At 52.3% G+C, this 23,108-nt stretch carries 12 protein-coding genes; 9 read left to right on the top strand and 3 right to left on the bottom strand.

The window, feature by feature from the left end; translation table 11 throughout:
• Positions 1 to 76: 76 nt before the first annotated feature.
• Together SH573x_RS22310 and SH573x_RS22305 are read right to left on the bottom strand one after the other, a co-directional pair.
• Positions 77 to 787: a PEP-CTERM sorting domain-containing protein gene (locus SH573x_RS22310; RefSeq protein ID WP_479350016.1), complete on the bottom strand. Its 711-nt coding sequence runs from the start codon at positions 785 to 787 to the stop codon at positions 77 to 79.
• 683 nt (positions 788 to 1,470) lie between these two features.
• Positions 1,471 to 2,262: a PEP-CTERM sorting domain-containing protein gene (locus tag SH573x_RS22305; RefSeq protein WP_479350015.1), complete on the bottom strand. Its 792-nt coding sequence runs from the start codon at positions 2,260 to 2,262 to the stop codon at positions 1,471 to 1,473.
• Positions 2,263 to 2,480: 218 nt separating this feature from the next.
• Here SH573x_RS22305 and SH573x_RS22300 point away from each other — a divergent pair, with 218 nt between their 5' ends.
• The 7 genes from SH573x_RS22300 to SH573x_RS22270 all read left to right on the top strand — a co-directional run bounded on the left by SH573x_RS22300 (position 2,481) and on the right by SH573x_RS22270 (position 10,896).
• Positions 2,481 to 3,146, top strand: a complete 666-nt coding sequence (locus tag SH573x_RS22300; protein WP_479350014.1) for an RNA polymerase sigma factor — start codon at positions 2,481 to 2,483, stop codon at positions 3,144 to 3,146.
• Positions 3,143 to 5,821: a serine/threonine-protein kinase gene (locus SH573x_RS22295; RefSeq protein ID WP_479350013.1), complete on the top strand. Its 2,679-nt coding sequence runs from the start codon at positions 3,143 to 3,145 to the stop codon at positions 5,819 to 5,821. The genes SH573x_RS22300 and SH573x_RS22295 overlap by 4 nt, the downstream gene beginning before the upstream one ends.
• A 607-nt stretch (positions 5,822 to 6,428) precedes the next feature.
• Positions 6,429 to 6,854, top strand: a complete 426-nt coding sequence (locus SH573x_RS22290; RefSeq protein WP_479350011.1) for a hypothetical protein — start codon at positions 6,429 to 6,431, stop codon at positions 6,852 to 6,854.
• 196 nt (positions 6,855 to 7,050) lie between these two features.
• Positions 7,051 to 7,977, top strand: coding sequence for a DUF1559 family PulG-like putative transporter (locus SH573x_RS22285; protein ID WP_479350009.1), 927 nt, complete (start codon positions 7,051 to 7,053; stop codon positions 7,975 to 7,977).
• Entirely contained in the window at positions 7,970 to 8,332 is a 363-nt protein-coding gene (locus SH573x_RS22280; protein ID WP_479350008.1) for a hypothetical protein, read from the top strand. The genes SH573x_RS22285 and SH573x_RS22280 overlap by 8 nt, the downstream gene beginning before the upstream one ends.
• Positions 8,333 to 8,349: 17 nt before the next feature.
• Positions 8,350 to 9,441 (top strand): deiodinase family protein, encoded by a 1,092-nt coding sequence (locus tag SH573x_RS22275; protein ID WP_479350007.1) that lies wholly within the window; start codon positions 8,350 to 8,352, stop codon positions 9,439 to 9,441.
• Between the two features lie 99 nt (positions 9,442 to 9,540).
• On the top strand, positions 9,541 to 10,896 hold the full coding sequence (locus tag SH573x_RS22270; protein WP_479350006.1) for a hypothetical protein: 1,356 nt from the start codon (positions 9,541 to 9,543) through the stop codon (positions 10,894 to 10,896).
• A 116-nt stretch (positions 10,897 to 11,012) separates the two neighbouring features.
• On the opposite strand, the gene SH573x_RS22265 is transcribed toward SH573x_RS22270, so the two are convergent.
• On the bottom strand, positions 11,013 to 11,183 hold the full coding sequence (locus tag SH573x_RS22265; protein ID WP_479350005.1) for a hypothetical protein: 171 nt from the start codon (positions 11,181 to 11,183) through the stop codon (positions 11,013 to 11,015).
• 806 nt (positions 11,184 to 11,989) lie between these two features.
• Between SH573x_RS22265 and SH573x_RS22260 the strand changes: the two genes are divergently transcribed.
• The gene (locus SH573x_RS22260; RefSeq protein ID WP_479350004.1) at positions 11,990 to 12,499 is read left to right on the top strand and encodes a GNAT family N-acetyltransferase; all 510 of its coding nucleotides are present in this window, start codon (positions 11,990 to 11,992) and stop codon (positions 12,497 to 12,499) included.
• 299 nt (positions 12,500 to 12,798) lie between these two features.
• A complete protein-coding gene (locus SH573x_RS22255; RefSeq protein ID WP_479350003.1) occupies positions 12,799 to 23,055 on the top strand; it encodes a calcium-binding protein in 10,257 nt (3,418 codons plus the stop codon).
• Positions 23,056 to 23,108 lie beyond the last annotated feature (53 nt).

Below are 23,108 nucleotides of genomic sequence, written 5' to 3'. Positions count from 1 at the left end.
CAGTACGCCAATTTCGCAGATCTTTCAGTCGAGAATTTCACGCCTGCATGTCTATGGAGTCGCCGTCACGAAACTCTCAAAATGCCCGATTTTTATTGAGTATTATCGTCCGCGATAGAGGGTGCCGACGGAAGTAGAGCCCAAGTCCTCCAAGGGATAGTAATGCAATTACTGAAGGCTCGGGAATCGACCTAATCATTACCGTAAAGCTGCCACCATTTGGTCCGGGTAAGACATTGTAGTCTCCCTCGTTCCAAAAGTTGTCAAAAGTCAATCCGCCAGGTAGTGTGAAGTGGGTGGTACCGGAAAAGCTTACGACATCCCCGGCTCGGCTGATTGGCAGAACACTCGAAGCTGTAGTAAGAGCGAAACGATCAGGGTCAGAATCCAGTGTCCTTAGCCCCGTATGTTGGCGAAAATATGATACGCTGCCAGAAATGGTCAAGTCATTTGAACCGGACGTCGCAATCAGGTCAAAAAGCGTCGGTGTGCCGACCAAAACGTCACCAAAGTTTGACTCGAAAGGATTGACCCACCCGGTATTCCTGGGTACCCGGAGAAATGCGGTTTCCCGTCCAGGAACGGTAGAGGTATTCACATGGGAGCCGGACGTCGTGATGCTAAAGTTGGCGGTACCGGGAACGCCCTGAATGAGTATTATGAAGTCTGCAGACGCGGTGATAGGCGGAATAAACAGAAGCGCCAACATCGCAGCAAGCGTCCTCAACGTCGCCTGGAGTTGGCTGAATATTTGGAGTAGTTTCATGACGGAAATGACTTCTTTCATCGCAGATTCTCTCTAGTTGATTGCCGTTGCAGTGCATAAGAGTACGTAGTCAACTCGAGTTTCTTCCACAAAAATGAGCGGACTTTCAGTAGGGAATCTAGCGCCAACGCTCTCGTATGTGGTTTTCTCGGGTATAGGCTTCGTCTGCTGTACAGGTGTGGTGTCGGTACAGGGGGCGGGAATTCCGTTCGAATCAAGTGCGCCTGTGGTGGGGTAGGTATGGGGCAGCGTGTCCATGTTCGGGTACATGATCGGGTCAAGGACTGGGACGATGAGGCCTTCGAACAAATGGTTCGCAAGGTGCAAGTTCAACTGATGAGTAGGAATCTAGAGCGAGCGCAAGGCCTGGTGGCTGAGATTGCTCGAATGATGGAGCCAATAAACGTCCAGCGCTCGAATTAGGTGATTCGGTGGCTCTGCTACTGGATCCGGAGTCGGCCGGCCTTCTGCAACGGGCTGGCTATGACACGATATCGACGATCAAGTTCCGAATTAGTTTATGCATAAAGTTATGCGGCCCCACCGAGCTCGTCTCGGTGGACCGATGACTGAATGGCTAGGTTGCTCGACCCTAGCCCACTACCGATGCAAAGCGTGGTGGAGAGTAGGCGGCGAATAGTTTATGTGTAAAGTATGCGGTCGATCGGAACGCCGGGGATCACGAAGTCGCCGGGTTTGACTTTTCAGTTGCCATTGCACGCGTTTGGCGACCTGCGTGTCTTGCTCCGTCGACGCCACCACCATAGGCTGCTGGAAGCCGCGACCAGTACCAAGGCTGATGGTTCGGGCACAGTCGACACCTGAAGTTCGGTAAGTGCGAAGTTGCCGTTTAGGGGAGAAAGGCCAGGGCCATTGCCACCAGGGAGCGAAGGGTCTTCTAGGGCTTCCAAACGGAAACCGGTTACATCGACCAGCGGCGTCGAGTAACTAACTGTGTAAATACCGGCATTGGGGACTGGGCCGCCCGCTAAAATGCTGTTGTCTCCAAGTGTTGTGAATGTCATTCCAACGGGTCCCGTTACGATCGCATTCGACAGTTCGATCCAGTTGGCGGTGACGTCGCCACTGGTCTGTAACCCATCAGCAAACAGACTGCGATCGTCACTTGTCCAGGAGAATCGAAAACGACCAAGAAGGGCTCTGGGAGCTCCGATGCCCGACAAGAAATGCATCGTGAACGTGACTTGGTTCGCACTGAAGTTAGCAGCGGTCTCATAGACGGCGGTTTGACTGGCCGCGCCATTGAACCCACTTGAAGTTCCAACCGCCCAGCCGTTCAAGTCCGCAAAATTCCCGTCAATCGACTCACTGACCGGTTGCCCACCAAAGATGGTTTGTGAGAAAGTAGCGGTTGCGTTTTGCAACAGGATGATATCGGCATGGCATTGATTGGGACCGCCGACATCGATCGCGATACACAAAAAAACTACACCTACAAGCGATGATAAGAATGGTCGGTATGTCGTTGTTGTCATTGGTTTACCCAGTGCTATCGCGAGAAGCCATATGTCTGAAAAAAGTTCACTTCCGGGGATCTGACAACTGGCTACCGCTAGGCAGATCAAGAACAACTACTACGCATTCCTGGCGATCTCTCACTTACTAAGTCAGAATTTCTGTGAAATTGGCTGGTACCTGCAAAAAATGGCCAATTTCACTGCACTTGCTTGAAGTCCGAGCGTGTCGAGCGAGAATGAAACTTAGACATTCTTTAAATCACAAACCACTGTTGCTTATGCCTGAACAAGTCGCCACATCTCCAAGTTTGCTGCTGCGGATTCGCAATTCAAACGACCACGACGCCTGGTCGCTGTTTCAGGAAATCTACTTGCCGCTGATTCGTTCGTTTTGCGTCCATTGGGGATTACAAGACACCGATGCAGATGATGTGGTGCAGGAGGTGCTGGTCGCCGTGTCTCGATCAATACACTCTTTTGACTATCAACCGGGGCGCGGTCGATTCCGGTCTTGGTTGGGGACGGTAACCGCCAACGAGATCAAGAGTTGGCTAAGCAATGCCAGATCGCGCAGGCTGAACGAATCAACGGCGATCGCCGACCTCATGGCACGGCACTATTCCGCGGCGGACTGGGCAGTCATGTTTTCCGAACATGTATTTCAGACAGCCTGCCAACGCGTTCGATCGAATTGCGAACCAGAGACCTGGCAATGTTTTCAGGCAACCTGGTTCGAGCGCAAGGCTGCTGCTGATGTCGCGACTGAGATGGCGATTCCCGTCCACTCGGTGTATGTCAACAAGTCTCGCGTTTTGCAGCGATTGGAAAAAGAAGTCCGTTTGCTGGCTGACGATTTGCCATGGAATTTTGCTTCATCCAACTCGCAATTCGAACTGGAATGAGCCACATGTCTTCGCAGCGGCCAGCGGACTGCCCCTCCCTGGAGGAATTGGCCCAGGCTATCCGTTCGGCAAATGTGCCTTCGGATTTGGCAGCCCACATAGAGACTTGTGGCGCATGTCAATTGGATTTGGATCAATTGACGAGCGCCTCCAAGTTGATCGACTTTAGCGAATCGTGGGACGCAGCGGCATGGGAATCGTATGCGACAAAAAAATCGAACGAAGCCTCTCACGATTTAGGTAGAATCGATGACTTGACCATTCAGGGGCTTATCGCCCGAGGCGGAATGGGCGAAGTCTATCGTGGTCGCGAAGACTCGCTCAAGCGAAACGTCGCGGTGAAGGTCATGCGCTCTGGCCTTTCAACTCGATCGGTCGAACGGTTTCAACGGGAGTCTCGAGCCGCAGCCAAATTGCAGCACGACAACATAGTCCCAATTTATCGAACCGGGACTACGTCCAAAGGACGCCCGTTTATCGTGTTCCCTTTGATTCAGGGAGGGTCACTACGAGAACGGCTTTCTGAAAAGCCTATTTCAACGAACGAGTCGGCGCAGATTGTCTTTCAAATCGCTAGTGCCCTGGCTGCTGCTCACGCTGTCGGAATGGTACATCGCGATGTTAAGCCCGCCAATATTCTGCTGGACGTTCAGGACGGACGCCCGAAATTGACGGATTTTGGACTGGTCTATGCCGAAAACGAGGAGACGTTGACGCAGGCCGAGACTATCTGCGGCACGCCGGAATACATGAGTCCCGAACAAGCAGGGCGGGACCAAGAACTCGACGGTCGTAGTGATGTATATAGCTTGGGCGTGACCCTGTACGAATGTTTGACTGGCAGAGTCCCGTTTCATGGTCATCCGCTGGATGTCTTGGAGCAACATCGGTCGGCAGATCCAGTTCTTCCCTCCAAGCTCAATCGCGAAATACCTCGGGACCTGGAAACGATCTGCCTGCGCGCGATGGCCTGTCAGCGCGATCGACGATACGCGTCGGCAGCAAATTTTCGCGATGACTTGGGCCGATATCTGGCTGGACAACCGATACTGGCTCGACCCGTTGGGGGGCTGGAACGCGGGTGGATGTGGTGCCGTCGCAACCGGAGTCTGGCGGCTGCTCTCAGTTTACTGTTTTTCTCGCTGGCAGCGGGAGCAATTCTGACTTCGGCGCTGTGGATTCGCAGTGCTACTAACGAACGTGCGGCCAGGCTGTTGGCCAGCGACCTCCAGGCAAGTCGCGAACGTATGCGTGAATCGGTTCAGCGGTTCCAGCACCAGATTTTTTCCAGCGAATCGTTACACTTGCAGATGAGCAGCACGTTCCGCGCGAAGATGTTCGATGAACTAATCGAGTTCCTCGATGAGTTTGCAAGCCAGGAACCTGCAGGAGCGATTTCGGGCGCAGGGAGTCCAGAGACTGTCGAAACCGCAGTAGAGTTGACCGAATCTTACCTGGAGATTGCCGAGTCTGGCAGTGAAGCAGGGCAATGGCGAGAAGCGGAAATCGCTGCCCAGCAGGCACTAAAACGATCTCGCATTCGCGCTGGGGGATTGAATCCGTCGATTTCCGATTGGACCCGACTTTCCCGCGCAGCCAGACTTGCGGCAGAGGTTCAGATCGCGAAATCCAGAAAGCCTGTTGTAAGCGCGGTCAACGAATTATTCAGAGAATCCATCGATGCGGCTGACAGAGCATTTGCGTTGGCCCCAAACAGCTTTGACGGCTGGCTGCTGGTGATGGGGACCAGGCTGGCAGCGGTCAGGGGAGAAAGCCTCCATGGACAAGCAGTTAGATTGGTCACGCATGTTCAATCGATGTTTGATGAACTTTACTCCAAGCCACTCGACGTAGAGAAGTATGTGCGGGCTACCGAACATGGACGGTTGCGAGCGGGCGCAGGATTGATGTTGATAGCCCAGCAGCCGAAAGAAAAACTGACTGAGATTGTCGAGTTGATTGATCAAGCCGCACTGAAGTATCGCGAAGGATTGCGGTCGCAAGGTAAGCCTTTGGTCGCCTCTGATTGGTTGCGAGGTGAAATTCGACTCGCCGAATCGCAGCGCTGGAAGGAATTGGGAGATTCAGATGCGGCCTTGAGCGCGATTGATGCTGCCACTGAGAATATGACGGAGGCGATCTCACGCTTTCCACAGAATCGCCAGTGGCGGATGTCGTTGGCTACAGTTTATTCGCTGGCCGCCGATTGGTTATTGGAGAAGTCGGATCTGGTGGCGGCTCGTTCCCGGACCAACGAAGCCATCAAATGTCTTGTTCACATTCTGGAGACGGATGCAGCAGATTATCGTTGTCGGTTGCAGGTGATAGAACAATTGATTCGGTACGGTGAGTTTAGCGCAAAATTGAATGACGCGGATGGTGCGTGGCGCGGCTACCATACCGCAGCGCAGGATTGCAGGATGTTCGAGAGCTCGGACGGCTCTTTGCGATCTTGGAGAGCAGAGATGCGTGTGTGGGCACTTGCAACAGGCCGGCCATGGATGAAAAAATCCAGTTACAACGATCCATCCCTCAGCGATGAAGACTGGTTAAAAAAAGAGTTGGCGGTTTTCGAATCACCAAATTTCGCGTTCAACATTGATAAGGAGAGATATCGGCGCATCCTGGCAGGCGAACTGCGAATCGATCGCCCATCGCCGCCCGATATCGACTGAGCGTCTCTAGCTTGCAGTCGACGTCTTCGCGTCTTTGCGTGAGTATTCGATGGTACAGGTTGCGTCGTGCCCTGAAATGCGTGGGACCCGGTCACGATGCCGGAGTTGAGCCATCGAAGAGCTAACCACAGAGGCACAGAGGCACAGAGAAAGAGCATTTGAGGCGATAGAGCACCTCAGGGGTCGGAGCCGGCCAACGAAATTCGCCGCTCGACCGCGAAAGCGACTAAATCCAACCCGACCATCCTAACTAACTGCTCGTAAACGTTAGCGGAGATTAGCGCCTATTAGTGTTCCAAATGGTGGCATCGTGTCGAGGTCTCACGCTAAGGCGCCAAGGCGCAAAGCTTCGTACTTTCATCTTTGCGCCTTCGCGCCTTTGCGTGAGAGTTGGTTGGTAGAGGTTGCGTCCTGGCCTGAAATGCGCGGGACCTGGTCGCGATGCCGGAATTGAGCAATCGTTAGCGAACCACAGAGGCACAGAGAAAGAACTCTGGGGTAATCGCCCATGGGACAGCGTTTGTGGTTCCGTTTTGAGTTGTTGTTTACTCCAAAGAATTGACACTAACTAAACCATCTCGTAGTATCAGGGTCTTGGAGCAAAAACGTGTTTCCTTTACTGAACCCATCGCAAATTCGATGCGCAACCAAGCTGATGGCTTTGGTTGCAATCATCTTCTGCGCCAACACTGCGCATGGGGCCGGCTGTCAACACGGTAACAAATACGGTGGCCACGGTCATGGGACCAAGACCGTGGGCTTGTATGTTTCTGGCAATGCCCAATGTTGGTACTCGATCCTGTCGATTCACTTACCGACCAAAGAGTGCAAGGGTCCCAATTGCTCCGAGCGACCGCACCACCAGGCTAGTCCGCAATTGATCATTGCTTCGACGCAGCCAACTTCGGTTCTGGTTTACTCGGAACCATCTGCCTGGCATGTGGTGGGGCTCAGCTCCAAACACGCTCTTATCACCGATCTGTACACGTACAGTCCGTGCACAGATATCTTAAAGCCCCCGCGATTGAGCTAGTTGCATTTTCTCGTTCGATCAACCTGCGCTGCCCAATATTCAGAGGCAGTTCGGAATGTTGTCGTATTCGCAACTAATGCTCCCAAGTCTCTGATTGCAGATCTAGTAGTTGAAGAGGGGTACCAACCCTTTTCGGCTAGCTCACGCTTCTCATTTTACAGATCTAATCGAATCACTTTTTCAACGCAGGATCATCATGCGCGCATTTAGTCGCCGTGGTTTCACGTTAGTAGAGTTGTTGGTCGTCATAGCGATCATTGGAATTCTTGTTGGCTTGCTTCTGCCAGCCGTGCAGGCTGCGCGCGAAGCGGCGCGTCGCATGCAATGCAGCAACAACTTGAAACAGATTGGGTTGGCATTGCATAACTACCATGATACACACAAGCGTTTACCTCCAAGTCGCTGGGGTGGCACCGGCGGTAAAGTATGGGGCCCACATTCACTAATCTTGCCGTTTATTGAACAACGCAATGTGTACAACAGGATCGATTTTGGATCCCTGTGGAGTTCGGCCAGCAACGCCGAAGTGCGAGCCATCGTCATTCCGACTTATCTATGCCCGTCGGATCCGCAAGCTGAGACTCCGGCTGGCTGGGCGGGAACCAACTATCATGGCAACGAAGGCAACAATCCCATTCAGGCCAATGGGAGTTTTTGTCATGCGGGTAGCGTGCCGATTATGAAGTTGGCGGACATGATCGATGGTCTGAGCAATACCGCAGCGTTTTGCGAGCGATTCAAAGGAGATTGGAGTAACGCGATTATCACAGAGCGTTCCGACGTCTTCGCCCCTGGCGGAGTTCCCCAAACCGCTGATGATGCATTAGCCGCTTGTCGAGCGTTCACGCCAACGATCAGCAATCAATTCCAATCCAACAGTGGCGCGCCCTGGTTGGCAGGTACTGCGGATAACTTCACCGGCTATCTCCACATTGCTCCTCCGGGAGAACGCTCCTGCCACTTTCCCCCTGGTTCACAAATGCGTACTGCCAACAGCGCACACACTGGCGGTGTGAATCTCGTGCGGTGTGACGGCTCGGTGGGGTTCGTTGCTAAGACGATCGACATTCCAACCTGGCGAGCGCTTGGATCGCGCAACGGTGGTGAGGTGTTGAGTGAATAAGTTGCTGCTATGTTTTGCTGCCTTACTGGCAACTGGTTGCCAACCAACCCTGCCGCCAGTGGCTGACGCGAAAGTGGCCGCTGATTCGTTGACCAAGGCGCTCGACGCTTGGAAAGCAGGTGCCAAGCCAGATTCATTGCAGAGTTTGACTCCGCCTATTCACTTTAACGATCAGTTCTGGTCGAGCGGCTCAGAGCTGATCGATTACACAGTTTCGCCCGGCAATCCAAATGGACAAGGGTGGAGCAGTGAAGTGGTCCTGCAATTGCGCAGACCTGACGGTCAAGTCGGCGAGCGCCGAGTTTCCTACCAGATAGACACTCATCCCCATATAGTCATTGTGCAACAACCCTAAACCCAAGTTGAAATATCATGTTATTAAGAAATCTGTTCTACAGCTTCATAGTTTGCTTATCACTGGCGATTCAGGCGTTTGGTCAAGCGCCGGTTGACTTGTCAGCTAATGACAAAGAGGCACAACCAGCCGATTGGATACGTACTGGCAAATCAAGGTACGATTGGTCGTGGCTGGCCAAGAGTTACGACTCCAATCAGGACGGTCGAATCGTATCGTCGGAAATACCTCTGCGCCCCGAGATCTTCGAACGAGTCGATCGAGATTGGAATGGGGTGCTCACGGCCAGTGACTTTGAGTGGTCCAAGGATGGCCTGCTGGGCAAGCAGAAGGAAACTGCATTTGCACTTTTTAAAATAGCCGATGCGGATAGTAACGGGCGATTGAGCAGCAGCGAGTGGCAAAGCTTGTTCGAGCAGTTTGCGGCAGACTCTGAGTACTTGGGTGAGGAACAACTGGAAGCATTGATGTTTCAGGCGCGAGTGAAGAAGTCCGCGCGAGAGGAAAGTTTGAAAAACAGTCGATCCGAGTATTCACCTGGACGCCTGGCCTCAATGCCTGTTCCTGAACCTGGACAACCGGCACCTGAGTTCGCACTGACTTCGCCGGATTCGAAAACCGTTGTCAAGCTGTCAGAGTTTCGCGGCGTGAAGCCTGTTGTACTTGTCTTTGGGTGTTACACCTGTGGCAACTACCGTACGTATTCTGAATCACTCGAGCAAATGTATCGCACATGGGGCAACGAGGCTGAGTTCTTGCGTGTCTATGTTCGCGAAGCTCATCCCACGGATAAACAACAAGCGGCCACTGCCACGAACAAACGAGCCGGAATCGTGTTGGAGCAACCGGATACCATGCAGGAACGTTGCCGGGTTGCAGAGAAATTCGCGACAACCCTTCATATCACCACTCCGATGGTCGTCGATGGAATGGATAACAAAGTTGGCCAAGCCTATGGTGCCTGGCCCGACCGACTGTATATCGTCGATCGAGATGGCAAGATTGCTTACGCGGGTGGGCCTGGGCCATTCGGTTTCAATCCACGCGAGATGGAGCAGTCATTGGCGATGTTGACACTCGACCAGGCATCATCAGCAGATCGCAAATAGACTATCTCAGCCTCAATTGGGCTAAGCATACTTCGTGAGAGTGACAACATTATCGATCACTCCGCTCCATGAAAACGATTACGACAGATACCATCCAGTATGAGTGGCGATGCTATGAAACCGATTGGCTTTTTTGTGGCGACTTGGCTACTGATAGCAAGCAGTTCCAGCGCTTTCGGGCAGCAGCGACTACAAGAGCGCGAGCAAGAATTCTTGCAATCGCCGCCGCTGTTAGATTCTCCTTTACCCGATGTCAGTGTTTACTCTGCTGACGGTACGCCGTTTGATACCTCTAAACTTCGGGGCCACTATACAGTACTGACCTTTGGTTGTTTGACCTGTCCGCCTTCGATATGGAACATCGCCGGGCTGGAAGCCGTGCATCGCGATTACCATCCCAAGGGAGTCGAGTTCTACTTTATTTATAAGGCGCTGGCACATCCTGAACTGGCAGGTGGCTACGTACAACCCTTTACGCTCGAAGAACGCTTGACTCAGGCCAGGCTAGCGACCAAGCAGTTCGGTACGCAGATTCCATGGATCGTAGACGCGATGGACAATCGACTGAAGCATGCGCTGGGTGATCGGCCCAATGCGCAGTTTCTTGTCAATCCCGAGGGAGTTATCGTTCGCAAACGCGCATGGGCAAATCCGCTCGAAGTGCGAAAAGATTTGGAAGAATTGGTGGGTCCTGTCGATCGAATTACCCGCGAAGAGGAGTTGAATCTCAAGTTTATCCCTCCCCGCGAATCGGTGGCAACACAAGGTGTTGTCAAAAGAATAGCCCGGCCGAACATGTTGCCGATTGTTATGCGCCCGAACATCGAATCGAAAGAAACGCCATTTTATGCCAAACTGAGAGCCGAGGCAGACTCTCAGTTGCTCAGCGAGGGTAGTGGCACTCTGTATCTTGGCTTTCATCTCGATCCGCTTCACGAAGCCCACTGGAACAATCTCTCCAAGCCGCTGTCGTTCGAAATCCAGTCGGTCGAAGGCGTACAACTTGATCGTTGGGCAGGGACGGCAGAACCGGTCGATGTGGTCAATGATGCAGACCCACGAGAGTTCCTGGTGGCAGTGAAAAGCTGGCCGGCCGACAAGGCACTGAAGTTAACGGTGACCTACTATGCATGTTTGGGTGCAGAGCGTTGCGAGGCAGTACAACAAAGCTATGTCTTAGAACGTAAGCGAGATCTCGATGGTGGCGGAGCGCGAAGCGAGGGGGGTGGTCTCTGGAATCCGGCAGACTTTGCGAGAACTTTGCTTCGAGGCGATGCAAACAAAGATCGCAAACTTTCAAGAACCGAGTCTGTGGGAATTGTACAGCCTCATTTCGATAAACTCGATGTGGATCGCGACGGTCTCCTCGACGCCGAGGAACTCAAAGCCGTCGGCAATTGGCTGAACTACCATCACCAACCCGGTACCCCGGAAGGCAAAGCACCAGCACGTTAGCACCGTCATTTCTCCGATCAAGTCTGACGAAGCTCGTCAGAAATTGAGTACCTGACACGTCACGATGCCAGAATTGAGCAAACGAAGAGTTAACCACAGAGACTTCTGAGTTTTCGTCAAGCGGTTTGAAGTGATTTGGTGTACAGCGGCGCATCCTTGATCGACTTAATGAGAGGCTCACGCTTCTCGGCTTTCTTGTAACCGAACTGTTCAAAGATCGTCTTGAGTGTCTTGGGATGCTGAGGCTTGAAGTCCCGAGGATTCAGCCAAAAGTGCTTCGACCGCATCAGTGGAATGCTCAATGACCCTGAGGCCCTCCAGTTTGCCTTGATCACTAACGACAGCAATGTCGTGCTTTTTGTCTGCCCAATCGATACCCACAAAAAAAGCGAAGTTAGACATCTCAAACCCTTTGCGTTACAGTAAAAGAGCTAAAAGGTCGAGCCCTCAGGTCAAGCGGAAACCTTATAGAGAGCCTGCTAAGCAACTTCTGAGTGATCCGTCACAGACCTGAGGAACCGGGGCGTTCGAAACTCTCTGCGGAGTCGTCAAACGACGGGCGCAGTAATTCGTAACGCCCCGGGTCGACTCGACTAACATAATCAAGAAAACGCGCGCCGGCTTTCTTTTCGCAGTTCCCCTTCGTCGATGCCTATGAGAGGCTCTCCTCGGTTAACTGCTGAAAGCCGGGTCGTATTGTTGAAGCTATAAAGGCACAGTGGAAAACAATAGGAGTGTTCCCCCTGATGGCTTGAGCACTTCGTTTCGGTGCTGCGCAAAGTTTGAAGTACCCCAGGCTGACATCATGAAGAGGTCTCACGCCAAGGCGCCATGCTTCGTACTGACATCTTTGCGCCTTGGCGTGAGAGTGTGTTGCTGGTTCTTGCCGGATATGCTTGTCCGCAGCCGGGTTTTTTCTCTGTGTCTCAGTGCCTCTGTGGTTAGCTCTTCGATGGTTCGATTCTTCGTATAGTCGACTCGGTTTGGAAAACTTGCGACAATACATAGTTAGTAGTAACAATGAAAACCCCTTGGCGACGAGAAAGCCAAATCAGGTGATCACGGCCGACCAGGCGGAAGAGGTTAAGACGAAATGTTGCTGAGAGCTGACAGAATCGAACTGATTTTACAATCGCCTGACGAGGTACTGGCTTGGGTTGATACATTGCCTCCCGAGGTTCGTCTGGAAATTTCGCCCGATTGGTTGGAGCGATTGAAGAAAGCCACGGGGCCAGATCCATGGACGTGTATGTTTCGAATTCGGCTAAATGACGAAGGACTGCAAATTGGATCATGCGGTTTCAAAGGGGCCCCAGACGAAAACGGCATGGTTGAAATCGCCTACGGAATTGACGAGCCGTACCGCAACCGTGGCTTCGCCACGGAATCCGTGCGTGCGCTAATAGTGTACGCCTGGAAGGTAGCAGAGGTGAGCAAGGTGCGAGCAAATACGAAAGCAGAAAACGCTGCCTCGGAACGGACGCTCGTTAAATGTGGGTTCAGCTTAATTGGTGAGTTTGAAGATCCCGAAGATGGCTGGGTCAACCGCTGGGAGATCACGACAGCCCGTGAAATCAAACTCGGATGTGCTCTCCATACTTAAATTGGAGATGCTCATCAGATTATTCGACCAGATGGTGCTAAGGTATACCCTGAAGGCATGGGTGATCTGGAATGCTTGACGCAGTTACTCGCCCAGTGCTACCATGGCCCGCGAGTCAGGCTTATCTCTTGAAGTGAACCATTTAGCAATGGACTTTGTCTGCGATGCGAAACTCTCCGCTTCGTCTGCTCCGCAAGTTAAGTGCAAATCGACAGACAACACAACGCACGCAATCCAAGCGTCAGCGTGTTGTACGAAGTTTGTCGCTTGGTTGCTGGGAACATTTAGAACAGCGTCGCATGCTGGCAAAAGATCTCGCCGTCGTCGATTTGCCTTTCGGATCCTACACTGCTGAAGATCTAGATCGACGGCAAAGTGTCGTGCCCCAATCGGCCAAGAGCAGCATAACACCGCCGTATTCTGGCCCTGCTATTCAGGACACCAGCGACCTTCTAACTTTTGTTTTGGATTTTAAGTCGATCCCGCAAGCCAACACGACAGATGTCTTTGGGAATGTAGTTTCTCAATTTGATGTGACCAGTTACGGTTTCGCGGTCGAGGACTTTACGCGTATCACCGAGGAGATTCTTTCTGAGGTCAAGCAAGACTATTACAGCGAGGTTGCTAGTCGTATTCCTACGGGCCAGCAACTCAAGGTCAATTTCATGATCGGGGATATTGGGGTAGCGCCAGTTGGTTTTTCGAACTTCTATTTCGTTCAAATCGGTACTGGAGTGGCAGGACCGCATGCATCGGATGGATCGCTGGGAGTTGCAGCAGGCTCTTCTGTAAGAGACCAAAATGGCATTGGACCTCACGGCGTTTCCGTGGGTAATGTGATAGCCTCAGTATTTACAGACGAAATTGTGACGTTGTCTGATCTGACACCTGCTGATGCGCTTACATCTGGGAATCTAACCTACGTGCGCCATGCAATTTCGAGTACTCTATCGCACGAGATTGCTCATACGCTGTCTCTGTCCCATATCAGCAAAGCTCAGTCGATCCAGCCGACAGCATCCTCTGCGCCATTGATGGGCAGTGGAGCACTCGACCTGCCAAATCAAGATCGAATTCGAGATCGAGAATTTTCCATATCTGGTTTTGATGGCGAAGAGAATGGTCAGCCTCGTCACCACATTGCCCAACTAGCTTCTGCTCTGCGGACTGATGCTTACAGTTGGAGTGGCAGTATTGAGCAGATCTTCCGTGAGCTCATTTCGGGCTTCACCGAAACGAAAAACGATGGTCAGCTAGATGCGGCCGCGGATTCTGCCTTTGGCGCAAAACTGCCCGTTGTTGAGCAAACCATACTGGACGTGACCGATGCGGATCAGTTATTGACAAGCCCGTTTGACGATGGACTAACGCCAGTCAATAGCAGTGCGGAGCTTTCGGATCAGCTGACTAGCCTTGGATTCAATGTTCAATACCTCGATGTAGTTCCCAACTCCGATGGTGAATTGTTGCGAGCGCAGTTCATCAAGAGTTGGAGTATCCCCGCCAAACCGCTATCGTTCGATTTACGGACAGGTTTTGACTATTTCGACGCGGGAGTTTCTGGCAATTTAGACGGCAACCTTGGAGTGACACTCTCACCGGTGACCCTTTCTTTGACTCTCGGCGTCGACTTAGTAGGAGGACTGCCAGTTTTTTTTGTCAGTGAAGATAGTTCGCTGACTGTCGGAGGATTCGAAATTTCTGGAGCAGTCGCCGCCAACATGGCTTTGCGAAATCTGTTGGATGTGGACATCGCAGGTCCAATCATCGGCAATGTATCCGGTGGACTCACCTTTGAGGATGCTGATCCTGATAACAAATTGCGGGCAGGACAGTTTTCCAGCATTACGAGCATGGTTCGCAGCACGTTGAGTGGTGGCCTAACGTTCTCACCAACTCTCACTGCCAACTTGCCGATCATTGGCCAGCTATCGTGGGATGGCCAGTGGACTGCCAGCATCGCCAATGGAGTTGTCGACATCGAAGCGCCTCGCTTAACTGCTCCCTCATTGGCATCTGTCGAAAGTCTACTGACTGCCGGATATCAGGCCCTGGCTGGAGCGTTTGATTTATTTGGAGGGATCGATATCGGGATGGAATTGCCAGTTGTGGATACCGGCTTAGGTGAGGTTTTGGGGCTACCATCTTTTTTGACAGGTGGTGGCCTGGGCGACTCGGGCTTCTCAGTCAACGTGACACCTCAATCGGTGCTGGATCTGATCAACGGGAAAGCTGTCGACTTGATCCATTTCAGCAGTTCTGGAGGTGATCGATATTCCACAAGTTTCAGTGTCCCGATTGCTGCAGCCGCAATACCACTGGGACCTGTGCCGCTAACTCTTTCGCTGTCGTTTGAAACTGAATTGGAAGCTGGCTGGAGTTATCAATTAGGAATGGGGATCGATACAGTCGGGTTCTATATCGATCCCAAGACGTCCATTACCGCATCGGGTTCCATCCAGTCGGGCCTGGTGGCCAACGTTAGTATCGCTGCCTTAGCGGGTATGGAAGTAACTGCTGGAGTCGGTGCGGGCATAAATATGTCGATAAGCCTCTCTGATCCGGACCCACGCGACGGGCGCATTTACCTGGATGAGTTACTAACGAGTGGCGACGCTACACTCGGCAGCGCGCTTCTGGACACGATGAATGCGACCATCGGAGGTGAAGCATTTGGTTTTGCCAAGGGAGTAGTCTATTTTCTGTTCTTCGATTGGGAAGTCTTTAACGAGCGCTTTACGATCGCCAGCTTCGGTGACGAACTCAATTCCGACAATCGTTCCGCCGTCAAGAATCCACAGAGTGCTCGAACTACGACCGGCCGAGCCCCGCTGGGTACAGGAACGTTACCCAGCGAGTTACTTCAAAACGGTGTATTAACCATCGATACGACGACGGCCGCCAATGTTGGCCAAAGCAACACTGTATCGATGACGGACAATGGCAACGGGCAGATCGAAGTAACGTGGCGAGGAGTCGGTCAGCGGGCCTATGACATGTCTGAGGTGCAGAACATTGTTTATGTCGGTAATGATATGGATGACCGACTATACCTCGGCCCAAATGTCCGTACACCCATTGTTGTTTATGCCAATGGAGGCGCTGACGTAATCAAGATCGAAGATGCACCGGCGTATATCTACGGCGGTGCTGGCGATGACATGTTGCAAGGCGGGTCAGCCAGCGACCACATCTGGGGCGGTCTGGGAGAGGATCAGATTTCTGGAGGCCAGGGGGACGACAGGCTCTACGGAGATGACGGAGATGATCGCTTGGAGGGAGGCGATGGTGGAGATTGGTTGGAAGGAAACATCGGTCGTGATGTGCTGCTGGGTGGTAATGGAAACGACCTGCTGCATGGTGGCAGCGATGACGACATGCTTTATGGCGGCCAGAACAATGACTGGCTCAGCGGCGAGCAAGGAAGAGACAAGCTCTATGGTGACCAAGGGGATGACTACCTCGATGGCGGCGATGACGCCGACACTCTTCTAGGTGGTGCTGGTAGTGATTCGATGTTCGGCGGCAATGCAAACGATGTGTTGTTCGGCGACCGGGGCTACGCCGAACCTACCATCGGTCAGGCAGACGGTAACGATGAGCTCTTCGGACAAGACGGTGACGACAGTCTCTTCGGTGAAGGTGGCAATGACTTGCTGGAAGGAGATGATGCGAACCAAATCGGAAATGACCTACTCGTCGGTGATGCCGGTACTGACTTGTTGCGAGGTAAGGGTGGGGATGATCAGATTTCAGGAGGCGCTGACGATGACATAATCTATGGTGGTGAAGGAGACGATGTTCTCAATGGCAACGGTGGCTTAGATCAACTCTATGGCGAAGCCGGTCAGGACACCCTGCAAATTGACTTCGCATCCAATGATAGTACTTCGATCGACCAAATGCATGGTGGACTAGATCGTGATCAGTTGGCGATCGTCGGATCGGTCCAGCAGGTTGTCACGGAGGGCAATACCTTCCTTTCCTCAGAGATTGACGACTGGATTGTTTTGGAACAACTCAGCAGCGATACGTTTCAAGCCATCAGTCGGGATCCTGCAACTCAAGTCACGCTGGATGTCGTTCAATTTTCACTCGATACCAGCTTGAACAGTGACATCGAGCAGTTAGGCATGCAAGGTCTGGGGGGCAACGATCGACTGGAGGTAGTGACAGGTCCCTTAGCCGGCAAGAATATTGTCTTGGATGGTGGACCTGGGAACGATGTCCTAATTGGCGGGCAAGGCCGCGACACTTTGCGTGGTGGAAGTGGTGATGATCGACTGTTCGGGAACGATAACGCTGACGCGCTGTACGGCGACGAGGGCCGTGATATCCTCGACGGCGGAGCGGGAGTCGATTTTTTGGACGCTGGTGCCGGTGGCGATACGGTTTTGGGTGGTTACGGTCGCGAAGTCATTCAAGGGGGATCTGGCGATGATTTCCTAGTCGCTGGTTCCGGTTTCTATGGCAGCATCATTAACGGCGGAGCCGACAACGATACGATCATCGGCAGTTCGGGCATTGATGATCTCAATGGCGAAGCCGGCCATGACGTTATCATTGGGGGCGACTTTGGAGATCGTATTTCAGGCGGTCCCGGAAATGACGTGCTGGTCGGCGAATTGGGACGCGACAGCATCTCCGGTGACGACGATGACGATGTAATCCATTCTCATCTTTGGAATGAACAACGAGCCCGGCTGGGATTAAGTCCGATGGCCGCACTCAGTTCGGAAGAACGCGCCAGTCGCGTCACACAATTGAACTTGGAAGAACAAAGATTGGTGACATTACAGCAGTCGCCTCCCATACAAGCTATCTACAACACTCCGGTCGCTCAGCGCACCCTTGAGCAACAGCAGTTGCTTGAAAATCTGGAGGATGCGCTGACGATTGTTCGCTTGGCAATCATTGATCTCTCTGAGTATCAGTCTATTTACGTCGATACCGTTCAAGGGGGCAGTGGTCGCGATACGATCTACGGCAGTCCGAACTTTGATCTCATCGACGGTGGGGCCGACAATGACGTCATCTATGCTTCAGGCGGCTATATTGCGGCGACCAACCGCGGAGACGAGATCAAAGGCGGCGATGGTGATGATACTCTGGTATTTGAAGGGACGAGTGGGGATGACGTAGTAAACATCTACACCCAGTTGGATGCCGTAACTGGTAATCGTCACGTTCTGATCGACCTGGACGGTGACGGTCAGCCAGATGGATTTCAAAAAGAACTAACGATCGAGAACATAGGCGTTCTAACCTACGCAGGTGACGATCAGGTCACGGTTGACTTTGGCAATCTCGCGCTGGCCGGCGTGTGGATAGATGCAGGTTTAGGCGACGACTTGATAAACGCTGCTACACTGCAGTCGCGAGCTTCACTGATTGGCGGCCCAGGCAATGATACGCTAAACGGCGGTCTGAACATCGATCAACTCCAGGGAGATAGCGGTCACGATATTCTCAATGGTGGTCCCGGTGCCGATGTGCTGGACGGTGGTCCCGGTAACGACGCCATCAACGGCGGGGACGGTGGTGATCAATTGTTTGGACAGGGTGGCGATGACATTCTGACAGGCGGAGCCGACGGCATGGCCGATCAAATGTGGGGAGGCGATGGTAACGACCACATCATCGGCGGAGTGGGATTGGACCAAATTGATGGCGGCTTCGGCGACGACAAAATCAATGGAGGAATTGGGCCGGATAATATTGTTGCCTCACAAGGCAATGATGAAATCTTCGACACCGATTACAGCCTGTCCGACTTGAGAACTCCTCAAGGCTCGGAAAATCGGGTCAATGCTTTTGTGGCCAATCAGCAAGACTTTTCAGCAGTCGGTATGGCTGGAGACGGCAGTTACGTCATCGTATGGTCGTCACACCTTCAGGATGGCAATTCTTATGAAGTTTATGGCAAACGCTATAGCCCCAAGGGAGAACCATTGGGCCCGGAATTCCGCGTCAATACCTACATAGCTTCATGGCAATTTATTCCTGCTATCTCCGTTGCTCCTGATGGCAGCTTTGTCGTAACTTGGACTAGCGATGGACAAGATGGAAGCGCCAATGGAGTTTTCGGGCAGAAATTCGGACCTGACGGCCAGCGCGTGGGCGGTGAGTTCCGCGCGAATACATTCACCGCGTTGGACCAGGGTTCATCTGCCGTTTCTATGTCGCTAGATGGACAGTTCACGGTGGTGTGGTCCAGCGGAAGCGGTGGGCAAGATGGCGACGGCTACGGAATTTTTGGCCAACGCTTTAATAGCCAGGCCCAAGCGATTGGCTCGGAGTTTCAGGTCAATACCTTTACCAGGTTCGATCAATTATCACCCAAGATTTCTCGGAGTTCGGACGGTAGTTTTGTCGTAGTTTGGTATAGCATTAATGGGCAAGATGGAAGTTTTGAGGGTGTGTATGGCCAGCGATACAATCCCGCGGGGCAGCGTGTCGGCGGGGAGTTCCTTGTCAATACAACTACTCTCAATGGCCAGTCTGGTGGCTTGGTGGCCATCGCGCCGGATGGTCGTTTTGTGATTACCTGGACCAGTTCTGGTCAAGATGGTAGTGGAACTGGTGTCTATGGCCAGCGATATAATTCTAGTGGCAACCGCGTTGGCTCTGAGTTTCGAGTGAACACGCATACCGCGGGTAGTCAGTTTAACACCGGTCTGGCCATAACCTCTGACGGTGGTTTTGTCTCAACTTGGACCAGTCAACAACAAGACGGAGATGGGAACGGGGTATATGCCCAAAGGTTCAATTCCAAGGGCGAACGCGTTGGAACGGAGTTTCGAGTCAATTCCTACACAATAGGCTCACAGACCAACTCCCGAATTGCTACTTCGCTGGATGGCCAGAGTTTCGTTGTAGCGTGGACCAGTAGCGGCCAGGTGAGCAGTACGGACATTTTTCATCAGCTGTACAATGTTGCGCCACCGGTAGTCTTAGGCTCGGTTCAAGTGAATCAATCAACCGTCCGACTTGTCGAGTTTTCTGAGCCGATGAGCACTAGTGGTGCTTCGTCTATCGCGAATCTTGCTAACTGGCAACTGAGTTGTCATCAGGTTGACTGTAGTCAATACATTGCATCCGTTACGGCAACCAATAATCCGCTGACCGGTCGGCCAGTTGCCAAATTGGAATTCGGTGCTCCCCTGCCTAACGGCGATTACGTGTTAACGGCAAAAGGAGTTATCACTGACAGCGTTGGTAGACCACTTGATGGAAATGGCGACGGAATTGCCGGAGATGATTATTTGGAACGCTTTACCGTCGTGTCGTACCCGTTGGAGGTAACGCCCAGTCAGCGCGTCGTCGACCAGGCCGTTGATCAGATTTTGAATCCAGCCGTTGCCATAAACCCACTTGATCATAGCTATGTGGTTGTCTGGCAAGCGTTCACAACTGAGGCAACGGATTTTGATATTTTTGCGAGGCGCTTTGACTTGAACGGACTTCCACTCGGCGACGTCTTTCGAGTTAACCTGGCGACGTCGACCGACCAAACCTCACCTGCCGTAGCTATGGATGGAATAGGTAATTTCATAGTTGTATGGGATAGCCCTGGACCATTTCCCGGTGGACATACGCCATATTTTCGACGCTATGCAGCCAATGGAACTGCGTTAGACTTGGCTGAGATTGCGGTCGATCTCGGTTCGGACGCTTCGGTCTCTACTAGGCCTAGTTTGTCCACCGCTGCCGACGGGACGTTCGTCGTAGCGTGGCAACGCCTCTTTGGTACTGACGGCTATGAAATACTTGCCCAACGCTTCACGGCGGACGGAGTGGCAGACAGCCCAATTCAACACATCAACCAGCAGTCGCCCGGTGATCAAGTACAAGCGGACGTGGTTATGGACGCCACAGGTGATTATCTAGTCGTATGGAGTCATCAAAATAGCAGCTCGAACCTTACAAGCGGTGAGGTCATGGGTCGGTGGATGCTGGCCAACGGTGACCATGGCAACGAGTTTCGCGTTAGCTCGACGATTGGAGTTCACACTAATCCTCGTGTCGCTTTAAACTCCGTTGGGGATTCGATCGTGACTTGGAGTTCCCGTGTGGGTGAAGCCTCGCGTGTAATGGCGCAGCGCTACGCTCCGAATCGTCGGCCTCAGGGCGCTGAATTCCGCCTCGATGATCAAGCGGATGGCCAACAGGTCTTGCCGGATACTTCGATCGATCGTGCTGGAAACTTCATCGTCACGTGGAACACTCTGGATTCATCAACTGGAGATGCTGTCTCGGCGCGGTGGTTCGATAACGCTGGTAGCTTGTTGTCCAATACGATCAGAATTCCCCAACAGCAACTATTGGCAACTGATTTTGCTCGCGTTAGTTCGGCCCCCGATGGAGAGATTGTTATCAGTTGGTTAGCAAGCCACAACAACGTATCGACGATCCGGACTCAACATTTGACGCTACGGCAACCGCTGATTGTGGATGTGCAGGCTGGAAGCGATAGTCGCAGTGTCTTGGTAGCATTTTCTCAACAAATGTCGACTGCGGGAGCAGGCAGTGTACTCGAACCCTCTAATTGGTCGTTGCGATTGCCTAGCGGTCGCTACATAGTCCACAACTCATTGCCCAATTTCGCGATTAACCCTCTGGCCACGGAAGAGCAGATTACGTCAATAGAACTAGAGTTCAACTCTGTGCGTGGACTTTGGCAAGCCAGACTCAACTTCAACTTTGATCTAGTCGGCGAATATGAGATCACCGGCCGGTCGACTTTGCAAGATGCAGCCGGCAGAGAACTCGATGCGGATGGTATCCGCACATTTTTGGTCGACAGACAATCACCTGTCCTGACAATTGTCAACTCCGAACTTCATGGCACTGAAGGAGTGATGCTCTCCAATACTGGTACATGGACTGACAACCAGGCAGATGGCGTCGAGCTAACTGCAAGTGTTGGAACTGTGACTAAGCACAGTGACGGAACTTGGGTCTGGAATTATTCGCCACCGGACCAATCCGCTGGAACCTTGGTTACTATCTTCGTGAGCGACGTTGCCGGAAACACGAATTCGGTTGACTTCACCATCACGGCGATAAATGCGCCACCGGTCGTAACCGTTGACACGACAAGTCTCACAGCCGTGGAGGGCACCATGATTTTGAATTCAGGTGCGTTCTTTGACGTTGCTCAGGATAACGTCGTGGTAACCGCTTCCATTGGAACCATTACATTCCACGAGAGTGTTTGGGTATGGTCCCTGGCGGCCGATGACGATATCGGGCCCACTCAGGTTGTCATTACAGCCACTGATAAAGATGGTGCAACGTCGTTCGGATTATTCAGTTACGGGGTGACCAATGCGCCGCCGACCGTCACAGTTGATACGACCTTGGTTACGGGAAACGTTCTGTCGACCATAAATAACTCAGGCACTTTTGGTGACGTTGCCAGCGATTCTGTTACGCTGAGTTCCTCGATTGGAACAATTGTCACGAACATGGATGGCACTTGGACTTGGTCCATTTTTGCAAGTCAAACGATCGCCAGCCAAATGGTGACAATTACTGCGACAGATGATGACGGAGGAGTATCCACTGTCGAATTCCAATATCAGGCGGTACCGGTAGCGCTAGCTGGACAAGTCTTCTACAAAGGTTCAGCCTTTCAAAATATTGGTGGAATTGAGGCTGCTGTCGATGGGAGCAAGTCTCTATTGTCTTCTGGCACAACCGCCAGGACGACGAACTTCGGCAATGTAATTAGCTATCCCAGAGGCATTAACGGAGTAACTATAGAAATTGCTGGCTTGGCCAATAGTGATTTGAGCGCCAGCGACTTTGTGTTGCGGGTTGCTCCTGGATTGGTCTCTGGTACAGTCACTCCGCGAAACTGGCCCGCAGCACCATCCCCGACAAGCGTCGTTGTAGTGCCTGGTGATACGACAAAGCCAGCGAAAGTCCGCTTAGAATGGGCTGACAACAGTATTCAGAATACCTGGCTTCAAATCATCGTCAAAGCCAATTCCCAAACGGGCCTGCTTCGTCCAGCCACCTATTACATTGGCCATGCTTTGGCAGAGGTAAATGGAGCTGGACCCTATCGTGTTACGGGAGCAGATCTTTCGTTGGTTCAGGCCGCGATCAGCAATTCCCTGGTTAGTTCCAACAATCCATTGGACATAAATAAAGACAGAAGGGTTACAGGAGCCGATCTGTCCTTAGTACAGCAGCGAATATCTAACACCGTTTTGCTGAATAATATTCTGATTCCCGTAGCCAATTCGGTGGATGAGGGCAGCTTGGAGCAGCCAATCGTTATTCCTCACGTCTCTCAATCTGCTGCCCCAATCATTATCATGACCCAGGCCGAAATGTCTCGTTCCAAGATGGAGTCTTCGCAGGCTCCAACTCCTTTTGTAGCTGCGGAGACACCTCGGACTACGTTTTCCAAGAATCAGTCTAACTTAAATTTCCCTATGAGCACCAGCCGCCCATCGACAGCGCTCAAAGAACAACAAAGGTACGAGTGGAACCTGAATCCAAATAGCATCGACACCTACTTCGATGATACGACTGTAGAATAGTTTGTTTAGCGTACCGCTTGCTGGGTTTCTTCCCGACACAGCGACTGATTGCG

It is taken from the genome of Rania fehmarnensis (genome assembly GCF_056494185.1).
The sequence above is the reverse complement of the archived record's forward strand: the minus strand, read 5'-3'. Positions and strand labels throughout refer to the sequence as shown.